General features: G+C 72.8%; 12 protein-coding genes. All 12 read left to right on the top strand.

From position 1 onward, the window contains the following. Nucleotides 1-4335 (top strand): YadA-like family protein (locus QFW80_RS12095; RefSeq protein ID WP_280602235.1); only part of this gene is annotated, 4335 nt, incomplete at its 5' end. Between the two features lie 198 nt (nt 4336-4533). Next, nucleotides 4534-6462, top strand: coding sequence for a S8 family serine peptidase (locus QFW80_RS12100; protein WP_280602236.1), 1929 nt, complete (start codon nt 4534-4536; stop codon nt 6460-6462). A 231-nt stretch (nt 6463-6693) separates the two neighbouring features. Then, nucleotides 6694-8424, top strand: coding sequence for a type II secretion system ATPase GspE (gene gspE / locus QFW80_RS12105; RefSeq protein WP_425603575.1), 1731 nt, complete (start codon nt 6694-6696; stop codon nt 8422-8424). Nucleotides 8425-8575: 151 nt separating this feature from the next. Next, nucleotides 8576-9793, top strand: a complete 1218-nt coding sequence (gene xpsF, locus QFW80_RS12110) for a type II secretion system protein XpsF (protein WP_280602238.1) — start codon at nt 8576-8578, stop codon at nt 9791-9793. Between the two features lie 208 nt (nt 9794-10001). Beyond that, complete coding sequence (gene gspG, locus QFW80_RS12115) at nt 10002-10412, top strand: type II secretion system major pseudopilin GspG (RefSeq protein WP_280602239.1); 411 nt, start codon at nt 10002-10004, stop codon at nt 10410-10412. A 594-nt stretch (nt 10413-11006) separates the two neighbouring features. Beyond that, nucleotides 11007-11504, top strand: a complete 498-nt coding sequence (gene xpsH, locus QFW80_RS12120) for a type II secretion system protein XpsH (RefSeq protein ID WP_280602322.1) — start codon at nt 11007-11009, stop codon at nt 11502-11504. After that, nucleotides 11501-11947: a type II secretion system protein XpsI gene (xpsI, locus tag QFW80_RS12125; protein ID WP_280602240.1), complete on the top strand. Its 447-nt coding sequence runs from the start codon at nt 11501-11503 to the stop codon at nt 11945-11947. The genes xpsH and xpsI overlap by 4 nt, the downstream gene beginning before the upstream one ends. 407 nt (nt 11948-12354) lie before the next feature. Further along, nucleotides 12355-13041 carry a prepilin-type N-terminal cleavage/methylation domain-containing protein gene (locus QFW80_RS12130; RefSeq protein WP_280602241.1) on the top strand — a complete coding sequence of 229 codons (687 nt, stop codon included), beginning with the start codon at nt 12355-12357 and terminating at the stop codon, nt 13039-13041. Then, on the top strand, nt 13038-13901 hold the full coding sequence (locus QFW80_RS12135) for a type II secretion system minor pseudopilin (protein WP_280602242.1): 864 nt from the start codon (nt 13038-13040) through the stop codon (nt 13899-13901). The genes QFW80_RS12130 and QFW80_RS12135 overlap by 4 nt, the downstream gene beginning before the upstream one ends. Next, nucleotides 13898-15091 (top strand): PilN domain-containing protein, encoded by a 1194-nt coding sequence (locus tag QFW80_RS12140; protein WP_280602243.1) that lies wholly within the window; start codon nt 13898-13900, stop codon nt 15089-15091. The genes QFW80_RS12135 and QFW80_RS12140 overlap by 4 nt, the downstream gene beginning before the upstream one ends. Next, nucleotides 15072-15695: a type II secretion system protein GspM gene (gspM, locus tag QFW80_RS12145; protein WP_280602244.1), complete on the top strand. Its 624-nt coding sequence runs from the start codon at nt 15072-15074 to the stop codon at nt 15693-15695. The genes QFW80_RS12140 and gspM overlap by 20 nt, the downstream gene beginning before the upstream one ends. Next, nucleotides 15685-16515 carry a hypothetical protein gene (locus tag QFW80_RS12150; RefSeq protein WP_280602245.1) on the top strand — a complete coding sequence of 277 codons (831 nt, stop codon included), beginning with the start codon at nt 15685-15687 and terminating at the stop codon, nt 16513-16515. Before gspM ends, QFW80_RS12150 begins: the two co-directional genes overlap by 11 nt.

Consider the following 16515-nt stretch of genomic DNA (forward strand, 5'->3'; position numbering starts at 1 on the left):
GAGCGCCAGATCACGAACGTGGCGGCGGGCACGGAAGGCACCGATGCGGTGAACGTGGACCAGCTGGAGGAGGCCACGGCGAGCAACCGCTACTTCCAGGCCACGGGCAACGATGCCGATCCGAGCGACGACGTCGGCGCGTATGCCGAGGGCGCGTACGCCACGGCGTCGGGCGAAGCGGCCAATGCCTACGGCGACGGCGCCTCGGCCTACGGCAGCGGTGCGTATGCCGAAGGCCAGAACGCGACGGCCTCGGGCTACAACGCGACCGCGGTGGCTGACGGCGCCACGGCGGTGGGCGGCAGCCTGTACTACGAGGACCCGGACACGGGCGAGGTGCTGCTGGACCAGACCACGACCGCGTCGGAAGTGGGCGCGAGCGCGTTCGGCGCCGGAGCGCAGGCCAACGGCGCGTTCAGCACCGCCAGCGGCGCGGCGGCTTCCGCCGACGGGCTGCAAGCCTCGGCGTACGGCTACAGCGCCACCGCGAGTTCTGACGCATCCAGCGCGCTTGGCGCCTTCAGCGAAGCCACCGGCGGCTTCGCCACGGCAGTGGGCTACGGCAGCGTGGCCAGCGGCGACTACGGCCTGGCGGTCGGCGGCATCGCCGACTACGGCGACCTGCTGATCGGGTTCCCGGGCCTGATCCTGCAGACCACCGAGGCGAGCGGCGTGGCCGCGACCGCGATCGGCAACGGCGCGTGGGCGACCGACATCGGCGCGACCGCCGTGGGCACCCTGGCCGAGGCCACGGGCGTGCAGACGACCTCGCTGGGCACCCTGGCGTATGCGACCGCCGACGGCGCGACCGCGCTGGGCAGCGGTTCGTCGAGCAGCGGCGTGGACTCCACCGCGGTGGGCTTCCTGGCCGGCGCGAGCGGCGAGAACAGCGTGGCCCTGGGTGCGAACTCGGAAGCCGACCGCGACAACACCGTATCGGTGGGCGCGGCCGGATCCGAGCGCCAGATCACCAACGTCGCCGCAGGCACCGAAGCCACCGACGCGGTGAACGTGGAGCAGCTCGAAGCGGTGACCGGCGACACGCGCTACTTCGCCGCCAGCGGTGGCGAGGGCAGTGACAACGCCGCATACGTGGAAGGCGAGTACGCGACCGCGTCGGGCGAGTCGGCCACGGCGACCGGGCAGGGCGCCTCGGCCTACGGCAGCGGCGCGTTCGCGCTGGCCGACACCGCGACCGCGGTGGGCTTCAACGCGGTGGCCGACCAGGCCAGCGCGCTGGCGGTGGGCGCCTCGTCCTCGGCGTTGGGCGAGTACGCCGTGGCCGTGGGCAGCGAGAGCGTGGCCGAGGGCTTCGCCGCGACCGCGACCGGTGCGGGGGCGATGGCCAGCGGCGAAGGCGCGACGGCGGCGGGTGCACTGTCGACGGCAAGCGGCGTGGAGTCGACCGCGGTGGGCGCGTTCGCCGAAGCCACGGGCGAACTGGCCACGGCGGCCGGCGCCGAGAGCGTGGCCTCGGGCAGCGAGTCCTCGGCGTTCGGCGCCCTGGCCTCGGCCTCGGACGACTACGCCACGGCCGTGGGCGGCCGCGCGGAGGCGTCGGGGTTCAACAGCACCTCGGTGGGCAGCTGGAGCGCGGCGTCGGGCTACAACGCCACGGCGCTGGGCGCCGATGCGGTGGCGGCCGGCGACGACAGCGTGGCGGTGGGCCAGTCGGCGCAGGCGACCGGCGCGGAGAGCGTGGCGGTGGGCGGCAGCTCGTTCCTGGGACTGTTCCCGACCGAGGCCTCGGGCGACTACTCGACGGCGGTGGGCGCGGGCGCCTGGGCGACCGGCACCAACGCCACCGCGCTGGGCAACTTCGCCACGGCAGAAGGCGAGGACAGCACCGCGCTGGGCGCGGGCAGCTACGCCAGCGCCAGCAATGCGGTGGCGCTGGGCGCGGGGTCGGAAGCCGACCGCGACAACAGCGTGTCGGTGGGCGCGGCAGGTGAAGAGCGCCAGATCACGAACGTGGCGGCGGCCACGGAAGCGACCGACGCGGTGAACCTGGGCCAGCTGGAAGAGGCCACGGCGAGCAACCGCTACTTCCAGGCGACCGGCAACGATGCCGATCCGAGCGACGACGTCGGCGCGTATGCCGAGGGCGCGTACGCCACGGCCTCGGGTGAAGCGGCGAACGCCTACGGCGACGGCGCCTCGGCCTACGGCAGCGGTGCGTATGCCGAAGGCCAGAACGCGACGGCGTCGGGCTACAACGCGACCGCGGTGGCCGACGGCGCCACGGCGGTGGGCGGCAGCCTGTACTACGAGGACCCGACCACGGGCGAGGTGCTGCTGGACCAGACCACGACCGCGTCGGAAGTGGGCGCGAGCGCGTTCGGCGCCGGCGCGCAGGCCAACGGTGCGTTCAGCACCGCCAGCGGCGCGGCGGCCACGGCCGATGGGCTGCAGGCGACGGCGATCGGCTACAGCAGCGTCGCCTCCGCAACCGCGACCACGAGCCTGGGCGGCTTTGCCGAGGCCACCGGGGAGTTCTCCACCGCGCTGGGCTACGGCGCCGCGGCGAGCAACACCCGGACCACCGCCGTCGGCATTTCGTCCACGGCCAGTGGCCTCAACGCCACTGCGGTCGGCAACACCGCGACCGCCAGCGGGAATGCAAGCGTGGCGATGGGCACCAGCGCCAGCGCGAGCGGGCTCAACGCGACCGCGATCGGCGGGTCGTCGCGCTCGTCGGCCGACAACACCACGTCCGTGGGCCAGCTGGCCTGGGCGACGGCCGCCGGCGGCACCGCGATCGGTCGCGATTCGTATGTCTACGGCGCAGGCGTGAACGCGACCGCGATCGGCCTCAATGCCTGGGCGAACGGCGCCAGCAGCGTCGCGCTGGGTGCCGGCGCACGGGCGACCGAGGCCAACGTGGTCTCGGTGGGCAACGGTACCGGCGGTACCCACCCGGCGACGCGCCGCATCGTCAATGTCAGCGATGGCGTGGCGGCCAGCGACGCGGCCACGGTCGGCCAGCTGGAAGCGGCCACCGGAGACACGCGCTACTTCGCCGCGTCCGGCGGAGCCGACAGCGACAACGCTGCGTATGTCGACGGCGACTACGCGACGGCGTCGGGTGAATCGGCCACGGCCGAAGGCGAAGGCGCATCGGCCTACGGCAGCGGCGCGTTCGCCCTTGCCGACGGCAGCACGGCGGTCGGCTTCAACGCCGTGGCCGACCAGGCCGGCGCGGTGGCCGTGGGCAGCGGCGCCGCCGCGCTCACGGACGGCGCCGTGGCGATCGGCGAAGGCGCCGTGGCTGAGGCCGACAACAGTGTCGCGCTCGGCCAGGGCTCGATCGCGGACCGTGCCGACAGCGTGTCGGTGGGCAGCGAGGGCAGCGAACGCCAGATCACCAACGTGGCCAATGGCCGCGTGGCGCTCGGCAGCACGGATGCGGTGACCGGCGGGCAGATGTACGACGCGCTCGACAGTGCCGCCCAGGTCATCGGCGGCGGCAGCGAGGTGACCGCGTTCGGCACGCTGTCCGCGCCGGCCTTCATGATCCAGGGCAGCACCTACTTCAGCGTCGGCGACGCCTTCGGTGCGGTGGATGCCCAGATCAGCCTGATCGACGGGCGCCTGACCGCGCTCGAGGGTGCGTCCTCGGCCAGTGCCTCGACCGCCTCCACGGCGTCGAGCGGGCGTCGACTCGGCGATGGCGGCAACGCTGGTGGCAACGCGACCGCCGGAGGCGGCAACGTGGCCGGCGGCGGCGCGAATGGTCCGGCGGTCCAGACCCCGGCCACCGCCACCGCGGTGGGTGCGGGCGCCTCGGCGACCCAGCCGACCGCCACCGCGATCGGCGACGGCGCCGTCGCCAGCGCGGAAGGGTCGGTCGCGCTCGGCCAGGGATCGGTCGCGGACCGCGCCAACACCGTCTCGGTGGGCAGCGCGGGCAACGAGCGGCAGGTCACCAACGTCGCGGCGGGCACCCAGGACACGGATGCGGTCAACGTCGCCCAGCTCGAGTCCACCGCCACCGAGGCCGTGAACACCGCCAACGCCTATACCGACCAGCGCTTCGACGCCTGGAGCGACAGCTTCTCGGCCTACCAGACCGAACTCGAGCAGCGCTTCACCGACCAGGACCGTCGCATCGACCGCCAGGGCGCGATGGGCGCGGCAATGCTGAACATGGCCACCAGCGCGGCCGGCATCCGCACCCAGAACCGGGTGGGCGTGGGCGTGGGCTTCCAGGGCGGCCAGAGCGCGCTCTCGCTGGGCTACCAGCGTGCGCTCAGCGACCGGGCGACGATCACCGTCGGCGGCGCGTTCAGCGGCGACGAGAAGTCGGTGGGCGTCGGCGCGGGCTTCGGCTGGTGATCCACCGCGGACGGCGGGCGCCGCGCGTGCCCGCCGTCCGCGACACGACACACGGTTCACGCGGCGCGCGCATGCGCATCCGTCTCCCGCGCGAATCGCTCGGAACAGTTCCATTGCAGCAGACGGTTTTCGCGGTGCGCTCGTGTTGAACGTGCCGTCCATGTGCGAGTCGATCCATGTAGCCAGAGAGGGCAATCCATGAGCAAGCGCAACATCCTCCCCTGCACCCTTGCCGTCGCCGTGATCGCGGCCATCGGCGCCACCGGTGCCACCGCGGGCAAGAAGGCCAAGTTCGCCACCGACACCACCGCGCTGTCGGCGTCGCTCGGCGACCAGCAGCTGTTCCACCGCTTCGTCGTGGAATACCGCGACGGCGCGCGCGAGAAGACCGACCGCAACGCCGCCGCCGCCAACGTGACCCGCGCCCTGTCGCGCTCGGGCCTGGCCAAGACCCGTGCCGCCAGCGCCACCCACCTGCGCAGGCTCGCCACCGGGCAGCACCTGATCAAGGTCTCGCGCAGCCTCGACCGGGTCGAGGCCGACGCGCTGCTGCGACAGCTCAAGGCCGATCCGAACGTGGTCTCGGTGCGCCCCGACCGCCTGCGCCAGATCGCGCGCGTGCCCAACGTGCAGCCGGCCTACGTGCCGAACGATCCGCTGTTCCAGGAATACCAGTGGCACATGCGCGCGCCCGACGGCGGCGCCACCTTTGACGGCGGCCCGAACCGCGGAGGCGCGAACGTCTCGGCGGCGTGGGACCTGGCCGACGGCAACGGCGTGACCATCGCCGTGCTCGACACCGGCATCACCGCGCATCCCGACGTCGACACCTCGCTGGCCGACGCCGGCTACGACTTCATCTCCGACGCCTTCGTCTCGGGCCGCGAGACCGACGACCGCGTGCCGGGCGGCTGGGACCTCGGCGACTGGACCATCGGCTACCCGGGCGCCGAAACCTGCCAGCAGCGCTACAGCTCCTGGCACGGCACCCACGTCGCAGGCACCGCCGGCGCGCAGGCCACCGACAACGGCGTCGGCATGACCGGCGTGGCCTACAACGCCAACATCCTGCCCATCCGCGTGCTCGGCCACTGCGGCGGCTACGACACCGACATCTCCGACGCCATCGTCTGGGCGGCCGGTGGCGAGGTCGAGGGCATGCCGATGAACCAGAACCCGGCCCACGTGATCAATCTGAGCCTTGGCGGTTCCGGCGAGTGCACGGCCTACGAGGCCGACGCCATCGCCCAGGCCAACGCGCTCGGCGCCGTGGTCGTGGTGGCCGCGGGCAACCAGAACGCGAACACGTCGGGCTATTCCCCCGGCAACTGCCCGGGCGTGGTCACCGTGGCCTCCAACGGCGTGACCAGCCGCCGCGCGTACTACTCCAACTACGGCGACGGAATCGAGATCGCCGCGCCGGGTGGCGGCGTCTACGCCAACGACGGCAGCAGCGGCGCGCAGATCTACGACGGCTTCATCTGGCAAGCGGTCAACCCCAGCGACACCGAGCCGATGCCGGCCGACGAGATCGCGCCCGACGGCTCCAACGGCGGCTACGGTGGTTCGGCGGGCACCTCGCAGGCGGCGCCGCACGTCGCGGGCGTGGTGGCACTGATGCAGGGCGCGCGGCTGGATGCCGACCTGCCGCTGCTCACGCCGGCCGAGGTGCTCGAGATCCTGCAGGACACCGCCACCCCGTTCACGGTGGCCCCGTCCGCCTCGCAGCCGATCGGTCCGGGCATCGTCAACGCCGCCGCCGCGGTGGCCAAGGCGATCGAACCGCCGTGCGAAGTCGACTGCGCGCCGGACGCGACCCCGGTCGTCAACGGCGTGCCGGTGACCGGCCTGTCGGGCACCGCCGGCAGCGAGAGCCTGTACAGCATCGAGGTGCCGGCAGGCGCATCTGGCCCGCTGAGCATCACCACCCAGGGCGGCAGCGGCGACGTCACCCTGCTGGTGAGCTTCGACGAGGAGCCGACGGCGGATGCCTACGACTACCGCTCCGCGCGTCCGGGCAACAACGAGACGGTGCGCATCAACGCGCCGCAGGCCGGCACGTACTACGTCAAGCTGGTCGCGACCCGCGCGTACAGCAACGTGCGCATGGTCGCCCGCCACAACTGAGTGGCACCGGCGTGAACGAAGCCCCGGCCGACCGGCCGGGGCTTTTTCGTGTCCGATGCGCGGCCCGGCCCGGGACGCGATCGGGGAGTGCCGCGGGGTGGCGGCTGCATGCGCGATGAACGCATCGTGGCCGTGATCCGGTCCGGAGCACCGCGTTGCGCACACCTGTCCAGCGCCGCCGGCCAAGCTGGTAAAGTCGAACCCCCCGACGGATGACCCTGCGTGAACGCGATTCCCGACCCGGTCGCCAGCGAGCCCGAGGCCCAGACGGCGGAAGACCGCATCCTCGCCGAACTGCTCGCCCGTCAGCAGCTCAAGGACGTGGACCTTGCCCGCGCGCGGCGCCTGCAGGAGGAAACTGGCGGGGCGATCCTGCAGCTGCTCTCGCGCCTGGGCCTGGTGTCCGAGCGCGACCACGCCGAAGCCTGCGCGCGCGCTCTCGGGCTGCGCCTGGTCGCGGTCAAGGACCTGCCGGCCGAACCGCCCGAACTGCTGCCCGACGCGCAGCCGCTGAGCGTGCGCTTCCTCAAGCAGTTCCACCTGTGCCCGATCGGCGAAAGCCGCGGCCGGCTGGCGCTGCTGATGGCCGATCCGCACGACGACTACGCGCTCGACGCGGTGCGCCTGGCGACCGGCTGCGAGGTGCAGCCGGTGGTCGGCCTGCGCTCGGAGATCGACGATCTGGTCGAACGCTGGCACGGCCAGGGCCGCAGCGCGATGGGCGCGATCGTCGAGACCGCCGACGGTGAGGGCGGCGGCGACATGGATGACGTCGAACACCTGCGCGACCTCGCCTCCGAGGCGCCGGTGATCCGGCTGGTGAACCTGGTCATCCAGCGCGCGGTGGAACTGCGCGCGTCCGACATCCACATCGAGCCGTTCGAGAACCGGCTCAAGGTGCGCTACCGCATCGACGGCGTGCTCGAGGACGGCGAGAGTCCGCCCGCGAACCTCACCGCCGCGGTGATCAGCCGCATCAAGATCATGGCCAAGCTCAACATCGCCGAGCGCCGCCTGCCGCAGGACGGTCGCATCATGCTGCGCGTCCAGGGCAAGGAACTCGACCTGCGCGTGAGCACCGTGCCCACCGCGCACGGCGAGAGCGTGGTCATGCGCCTGCTCGACCGCGAGACGGTGGTGTTCGATTTCCACCGCCTCGGCTTCACCGACGCCTTCCTGCCGCAGTTCCAGAAAGTGCTGGAGCAGCCGCACGGCATCCTGCTGGTCACCGGCCCCACCGGCTCGGGCAAGACCACCACGCTGTACACGGCGCTTTCCAAGCTCAACACGCCGGACGTGAAGATCATCACGGTCGAGGACCCGGTCGAATACCAGATCGAGGGCATCAACCAGATCCAGGCCAAGCCGCAGATCGGGCTCGACTTCGCGCATGCCCTGCGCAGCATCGTGCGCCAGGACCCGGACATCATCATGATCGGCGAGATGCGCGACCTGGAAACCGCGCGTATCGCCATCCAGTCCGCGCTCACCGGCCACCTGGTGCTGTCGACCCTGCACACCAACAATGCCGCCGGCGGCATCACCCGCATGCTCGACATGGGGGTGGAGGACTACCTGCTCACTTCCACCGTCAACGGCATCCTCGCCCAGCGCCTGGTGCGCCGGCTGGAGCCGACGCACGCGGAGAAGTACCCGGCCTCGCCCGAGGAGATCGAGAAGTTCGGCCTGAGAAGGCTGCAGCCGCAGGGCGAGATCTTCCTGTACCGGCCGCGCGGCTCCGCGATCGCGCCGACCGGCTACCTCGGCCGCACCACGATCCTCGAGTTCCTGGTGATGAACGACGAGCTGCGCCGCGCGGTGATGCGCCATGCCGGCATGGGCGAGCTGGAACAGCTCGCGCGCCAGCACGGCATGCGCACCATGTACGAGGACGGCATCGCCAAGGCGCTGGCGGGCGTGACCACGATCGAGGAAGTGCTGCGGGTGACGGAGGAAGCGTGACGCGCCGGCTCGCCCGTTCCGCGTGCGTCAACGGCCGCCTGTCTCGCTGCGTACGGGCTAGCCGCACGCATCGCTCGGGTGCGCTGCCCGCCACGGCAACTGCCGATCGCCGGTCTTCCTGTCCGCCCGTGCAGCGCGGATCGCGTCGCTGATGCCGCTGTACCGCTACAAGGCGCTCAACACGCGCGGCGAGACGCTCGAAGGCCAGATGGAAGCGGCCAGCGACAGCGAGGTCGCGCTGCGCCTGCAGGAGCTCGGCCACCTTCCCGTCGAGGCCCGGCTGGCGAGCGAAGGCGGCGGTGGCACGACGTGGCGTTCGCTGTTCCGGGCCAGCCCCTTCGCGGGCCAGCGCCTGGTCCAGTTCACCCAGCAGCTGGCGACCCTGCTCGGCGCAGGGCAGCCGCTCGACCGTGCGCTGACCATCCTGCTGGAACTTCCCGAGGAACCGGCCGCCAAGCGCACCATCGCCGAAGTGCGCGACGCGGTGCGCAGTGGCACCGCCCTGTCGACCGCGCTCGAGCGCCAGCACGGCACCTTCTCGCGCCTGTACATCAACATGGTGCGCGCCGGCGAGGCGGGGGGCAGCCTTGAGGAAACCCTGCAGCGCCTGGCCGACTATCTCGAGCGCAGCCGGCTGCTGCGCGGCCGCGTCATCAACGCCCTGATCTACCCGGCCATCCTGGTGGTGATGGTGGCGCTGTCGCTGATGTTCCTGCTCGGCTACGTGGTGCCGCAGTTCGCGGCGATGTACGAGAGTCTCGACGCGCCGCTGCCGCTGTTCACGAAGATCGTGCTGGCGCTCGGCCTGTTCGTGCGCGACTGGTGGATCGTGCTGCTGGTGGTGCCCGCGCTGGCGCTGTGGTGGCTCGACCGCCGGCTGCGCGATCCCGTCTTCCGTACCCGCTTCGACGGCTGGCTGCTGCGGCGCAAGCTGGTGGGCACGATGGCGGCGCGGCTGGAGACCGCGCGCCTGGCCCGCACCCTGGGCACCCTGCTGCGCAATGGCGTGCCGCTGATGTCGGCGCTGGGCATCGGGCGCACCGTGGTGGGGAACCGGGTGCTCGCCGCGGATGTCGAAGCGGCGGCCGAGGAGGTCAAGAACGGCGTCGGGCTCTCGACCGCGCTGGCGCGGGGCAAGCGCTTCCCGCGGCTGGCGCTGCAGATGGTGCAGGTGGGCGAGGAATCCGGCGCGCTGGATACCATGCTGCTCAAGACCGCCGACACCTTCGAGCAGGAGACCGGCCAGGCGCTCGACCGCCTGCTGGCGGCGCTGGTGCCGGCGATCACCATGCTGCTCGCGCTGGTGGTGATGGTCGTGATCCTCGCGGTGCTGGTGCCGATCTACGACCTGACCAACGTGATCGGGTGAGGCGGCCCGAACGAGGATTCATGCGCGGCGCGCGATGATGCGTGTCGCGATACACGAAATGGAGAAAGCGGACATGCGGAATCGAAAGTGGCAGGTGCGGGGCGGGGGCATGGCGCCCGAGGCAGATCCGGGAGTGGATGTTTCACGGCAGTACCGGCGTGCGCGCCCGCGCCCGGTCGACGCCCTCCGTGGCGAGCGCCTCGCTCGCATGCAGGCGGCCAGTGCAGGGCAGCGCGGATTCAGCCTGATCGAAATCATCCTGGTGGTGGTGCTCATCGGCGGCATCGTCGCGTTCGCGGCCACGCGCATCCTCGGCGGCGGCGACCGGGCGCGCGTGCGTTTGGCCGAAGCGCAGGTGCAGACACTGGCCGAGAAGGTGCACCAGTTCGAAATGGACACCGGTTCGCTGCCCGCCACGCTGGACCAGCTGGTGGTGCAGCCTGGCGGCGCGATCGGCTGGCTCGGCCCGTATGCGAAGGAGTCCGAACTGCGCGACCCGTGGAATACCGCGTTCGAGTACCGCGCGCCGGGCGACGGCAAGCCGTTCGACATCGTCAGCTACGGCGCCGACCGCAAACCCGGCGGCGACAGCGTCGACGCCGACATCCGCAACGACTGACGGCACGCGGACGCGTGATGGCTACCTGCGCGTCCGCCCGCGCTCCCGCATCCGCACCGTGATCCTGCGCCGCGCGCCCGGTGATGACCCGCGAGGGGAAGCACCTTGCCCGGAGCCGGCATGAACCACGCCGGCTGGAGCATGCGTGGCATCGCTGGCGCTGTGGCTGGGGTCGCGCGCGCCGGAGGGGGCCGCGGCGCCTTCGCCGCCGCGCGCAGGGACACGCGCCCGCCGGAGCGCGCGACGCGCCATGTGTCGAGCGCCCTGGCCCCCGGCGGGGCCGTGACGCGGGCGCCGTGGACGAGCGCCCGACAGCACGATGGCAATGGACGCGGTCCGTTCCCTGGCGTGGGCCGTGGCGACGGCGACATTGGCGCGCAGGGGGTGAGTGCACGGCAGCCGACCTGCCTGGAGCGCAGTCCATTCGCTGACATCGGCGCTGGCGATGGCCCCACTGGCGTGCGGTGGATGAGTGCACGGCAGCCGCGCCGCCTTGCGCGCAGTCCATTCGCTGGCATCGGCCGTGGCGACGACCTCACTGGCATGCGGTGGATAGATGCACGGCAGCCGAGCCGCCTTTTGCGCAGTCCATTCATTGGTGTCAGCCGTGGCGACGGCATCATTGGCGCGCAGCGGGTGGGTGAACGGCAGCGCGGATTCTCGCTGCTGGAGATGCTGCTGGTGATGGCGCTGATCGCCGCCACCGGCCTGCTGGCCGCGGGCGTGCTGACCGGCGGATTCGACCGCATGGCGCTGCGGTCGGGCGCCAAGGACATGGCCGCGCAGCTGCGGTTCGCGCGCGCCCACGCCATCGCCTCCGGCGTGCCGCAGCAGTTCCAGGTCGATCCTGCGGCCCGGACATGGCAGGGAGCGGATGGCCGTGCCGGCGAGTTGCCGGGCGAGGTGCAGGTGCGCTTCACCGGCGCGCGCGAAGTGCAGCCGGCGGCCGGCATCGGCGCGATCGTGTTCTTTGGCGACGGCGCGTCCACCGGCGGACGCGTGCAGCTGAGCCTGGGCGACGCGGCCTGGAACGTGGACGTCGCCTGGCTCACCGGCGAGGTCACGCTGCGGCGCGGCGAGGTGGCGCGTTGAACATCGTGCGCCGCGGCCGCGTGCGTCTTCCGCAGCGGGGCTACACCCTGCTGGAGATCATCGTCGCGTTCGCGGTGCTGGGCCTGGCGCTGACCCTGTTGCTGGGCACGCTGTCGGGTGGCGTGCGCCAGGTGCGCTGGTCGGCCGACAGCGCGCGCGCGGCCCTGCACGCGCAATCGCTGCTGGACGAGGTGGGCGTGGGCGAGGTGCTGGCACCCGGCATACGCGACGGCACCTTCGACGGCGGGCGCTATCGCTGGCGCCTGGACATCGAACCGTACGTGGATCGCGCGCGTCCGCCCGGGCAGCCGGCCGATCCGTTCGCACCGCAGCTGCTGCACCTGCTGCTGCAGGTGCAGTGGGGCGAGGGCACGCCGCGCGAGCGCCTGCAGCTCGAATCGCTGCGCCTGGTGCAGCCCGATCCGTCGGCGGTGTCGGGATGAGACATGGGTGGCGCGGCCAGCGTGGAGGAGGTGCGTTCGCCGATGCAGGCGCTCGCGGCAGCGGCGCCGTCGCGAGTCCCCGACCGTCTGCGAGCGGGGCGCGTGGCCACGGGCACGCCGGCTTCGAGCGCGTGCGCGACCGGCCGACGGGCGATGCGCGGAAGTGGATCGCCGATCCGAGCCGTGGCGATGACATCCCTGCTGTGGCGCGGTCGAGTGCGCGGCGGTTGGACGGTTCTGCGCGCGGGCCACTCGATGCTGTCTGCCATGGCGACGGCATCGCTGGCGTGCGGGGGGCGAGTCGACTGCAGCCGGAGAGCGATATGCGCAGGCGATTCGCGCGTGTCAGCCCTTGCGACGGCCTCATTGATCAGCAGCGGAGATGTGCACGGCAGCCGGACAGCGTCATGCGCAGGCCAGTCAATGTTGTCAGCCGTGGCGACGGCCTCATTGATCAGCAGCGGAGACGTGCGCTGCAGCGCGGATTCACCCTGATCGAGATCCTGCTGGCGACCACGCTGCTGGCCGCCGGGCTGGCGCTCGGTTTCGCCACCCTGCGCGCGGCCACGGCGACCGTCGATCGCGGCGAACGGCTGGCCGAGCGCACCGAACGCATGCGCGCGGTCGAGGGCTTCCTGCGCCGCCGGCTGGCGTCGGCCACCCCGATCGCGTTCGCGATCGAGGAGGACAGCGGCCGCATGGTGCGCTTCATCGGCGATCCCGACAGGGTCCGCTTCGTGGCCGACCTGCCGAACTACCTCGGCCGCGGCGGGCCGCACCTGCACGACGTCGCGGTGCTCGACGGCGAGGGTGGCCCGATGCTGGCGGTCGCGTTCACCATGGCCGTGGCCGGCGGCACGATCGAGGCGCGCGACGCGCGTCCGCCCGAACCGCTGGTGCCGGACCTCGCGCAGGCGCGTTTCCGCTACCGCGGCCTGGGCGAGGACGGCCAGCTCGGCGAATGGACCGACCGCTGGGAGCAGGTCGACACGCTGCCGCTGCAGGTCTCGCTGGAACTGTCCAGCCGCAACGGCGGCGTGTGGCCGCCGCTGGTGGTCAGCCTGCCGCAGCAGATGGGGGGCATGGTGCCGTGAGCGCGACGCGGCATCGTGCGCGCGGCGCCGCGCTGATCCTGGTGCTGTGGCTGGTGGCGCTGCTGGCGGCGCTGATCGGCGCGTTCGCGATGACGTCCCAGACCGAATACATGCAGGGTCGCACCCTCGGCAGTTCGCTGGTGGCCGGCCAGGCCGCGCGCGCCGGGCTGGAGTACGCGGCGACCCGCGTGTCCCACCCCGATCCGCGGGTGCAGTGGCTGCCCGACGGCCGCGCCTATCCGTGGGCGTTCGCCGGGGCGCAGGTCGAGGTCCGGATCATCGACGAGTCCGGCAAGCTCGATCTCAACGCCAGCGAGGCCGCGACGCTGTCCGCGCTGATGCGCGTCACCGGCGCCGAGCCCGAGCAGGCCGACATCGTGGCCGCGGCGATCGTCGACTGGCGCGATGCCGACGACCTGACCCAGCCGATGGGCGGGGCGGAAGACCCGCAGTACGCCGCCGCCGGACTGCCCTGGGGGGCGAAGGACGCGCCGTTCGAGACGGTGGGCGAGGTCGAGCAGGTGCTGGGCATGACTCCGGCGCTGTACGCGGCGCTGGCGCCGCACCTGACCATCCACAGCGGGCTGCCGATCCCGGACGCGCGCTTCGCGAGCGGCGAGGTGCTCGCGGCGATGGGCATCGATGCCGCGCCAGTGCTGGCGCAGCGTGAACGTCCTCCGCAGCCGGGCGAGCCCTCGTTCGTGGGCGCCGGCAGTGGCACGTATAGTATTGACAGCCGTGCGCGGCTCAGGGATGGGCGCGAATCCGTCCTGCGCGCCGTGGTCCGGCTCGGGCCCAGTGGCGTGCCCGGGTCGGCGTTCACCGTCTTGAGATGGGAGGAAGGCGCGTCGCCGCGATGAGGGTCGTTGTCGAACAATCCGCACCGGCCGGGTCCGGCCTGCGCGGCGGATTCCGCCGCGTCGAGGGCAGCCTGCGTCCGCGCCTGCGCGGCTTCCTGGCCTGGTGGACGGGCGCGCTGGCCAGCTGCCTGCCGGCACGCGTGCGCGACCTGTTCGAACTCTCCCCGCGGCGGCTGCTGCTGCGCCGTGTGGGCGCGGACCTGCAGCTGGCGCTGTGGCGCGGCGACGACGTCCGCCCCTTGGCCGGCGTGCCGGTGGCGGCGCTGGCCGACGACGGCCGCGACCCGTTGTCCGCGCTGCTGGCCCCGCGCGTGGCCGACGTGCCGCGCTGGCTTGTGCTGCCGGCCGCGACCGTCCTGCGCCGGCGCCTGACGCTGCCGGCCGCCGCCGGCGAACGGCTGCGCGAGGTGCTCGGCTTCGAGATCGACCGCCAGACGCCGTTCACCGCCGCCGACGTCAGCTACGACGCGCGGGTGCTCAACCGCCGCGGCGACGACCAGCTCGAGGTTGAACTGGTGGTGGTGCCGAAGGCGACCCTCGACGCCGCGCTGGCCGGCCTCGGTCCGCTGGCCTCGACCCTGTCCGGCGTGGACGCGGCCGATGCCGCAGGCCAGCCGCTCGGCATCAACCTGATGGGAGATGCCCGCCGGCACCGGCGCGAGGATCCCTGGCGCCGGCGAAATGCCGTGCTGCTGCTGGTCGCGGGCGTGGCCCTGTTCGCCGCGATGTGGCAGATGCTGGCCAACCGAGAGGCGGCGGCCGAAGTGTTCGAACAGCAGGTCGACGAGGCAGTGCGCCAGGCCCGCGGCGCCTCGCTGGAGAAGCGCCGGCTGCTGGACCTGGTCGAAGGCGGCGCCTTCCTGCAGGCCGCGCGTGCCGGGGCGCCGACGATGGTCGAGGTGATGGACGAGCTGGCGCGGCGGCTGCCCGACGACACCTATCTGGAGAAGCTGTCGGTCGAGGGCGACCGGGTGCTGCTGATCGGGTTGAGCCGCGAGGCCTCGGCCCTGGTCGGGCGCCTGCAGGGCTCGCCGCTGTGGACCTCGCCGGCGTTGGCCGGCGCGCTGCAGCCCGACCCGCGCACCCGCATGGACCGCTTCACGCTCACGGCGACCCTGGTCACCGCGCCCCCCGACGCGCCGCAGCCGGCCACCAACGCGGAGGCGCCCGGTGCAGCCGGAGGTCCCTAACCGCGACCGCTGGCTGGCGCTGGCGATCCTCGCCGGCGTGCTCGCGCTCGCCTACCTGGTGCTGGTGCACCCGTGGTGGACGGCGCCGCTGCTGGAGACCAACGCCCGCATCGAATCCCTGCGCGAACGCGACCTGCGCGCGCGCATGGAACTGGCGCAGGCGCCGCAGGTGCAGCAGCGGCTGGAGGCCGCGCGCGCAGCAGCCGGCAGCGCACCGGGCTTCATGGCCGAGGCCAACGTGCAGCTGGCCACCTCGGCGCTGGTCCAGCGGCTGGAACAGGCGGTGCTGCAGGCGAGCCCCGGCAACCGCAGCTGCGCGATCACCAACCGCCAGCCGATGAACGACGCGCGCCAGGAGCGCTTCCCGCGGGCCACGGTGCAGGTGCGCCTGACCTGCGGCAACCCCGAGCTCGCCGTCGTGCTGCATTCGCTGGAAAGCGGCTCGCCGCGGCTGTTCGTCGACAATCTCAACATCCTCGCCCAGCGCTACCAGTTCAGCGGCAACCAGGGCAGCGGCGGCGGCGTGGACGTGAGCTTCGACCTCTACGGCTACCTGCAGCCGGCGCCCGCGGCGGCGCAGACGGGGGCACCCGGTGCGCGCTGAGGATGCCGGCGCGCGCACCTGGCTGTACGCCGCGGTCGCCGGCTGGGCGCTGTGCGCCTGGGTGCTGGCGATGTTCGGCATGGGCGGCAGCATCGACCGGCTCGACGAAGACCCGTCCCTGCAGCAGCCACTGCCGACCCCGGCATCGGCGGCGCCCGAACGCCTGGGCCCGCTGGCGCAGTACGGCGACATCGCCGGCCGGCCGCTGTTCACCGACACCCGCCGCCCGCAGCCGTTCGTGATCGATCCGATGGCCGAGGCGGGGGAGACCGGCAGCGGCTTCGACTACGTGCTCACCAGCGTGGTGCGCACGCCGACCCTGCAGCTGGTGATCCTGCAGCCCACCGAAGGCGGCGACCCGGTGCGCGTGCGCCAGGGCAGTGCGCCCGACGGCGCGCCGGGCTGGGTGCTGCAGTCGGTCGAGGCGCGGCGCGCGGTGTTCGCCGGCCCCGAGGGCGAGCAGGCGCTGGAGCTGCGGGTGTTCGACGGCGTCGGCGGGCAGGCACCGACGCCGACGGCCGGGTCGCCCGCGGACATGGCCGTTGGCGATGCCGACGCTTCCGCGGTACCCGACGACACGCCGGGCCAGCGCCAGCGCGGCACTGGCGGTGGCCAGGCCCCACGACAGCAGGCCACCGCGCAGGAGGGCGCTGCCGATGCGGCCGCGCCCGAGGCCGATGCCGCGGTCGACAGCGCGGCGCAGCAGCAGGCGGCGCAGGACCAGGTGGAGATGATCCGGCGCCGGATCGAGGAGCGCCGGGCGCGCCTGCGCCAGGAAGACGCGACGCGCTCGAACCAGCGCGCCAACCAGACCCAATAG

Source organism: Luteimonas rhizosphaericola, from assembly GCF_029888045.1.
In the GTDB taxonomy this organism is placed as follows: domain Bacteria; phylum Pseudomonadota; class Gammaproteobacteria; order Xanthomonadales; family Xanthomonadaceae; genus Luteimonas; species Luteimonas rhizosphaericola.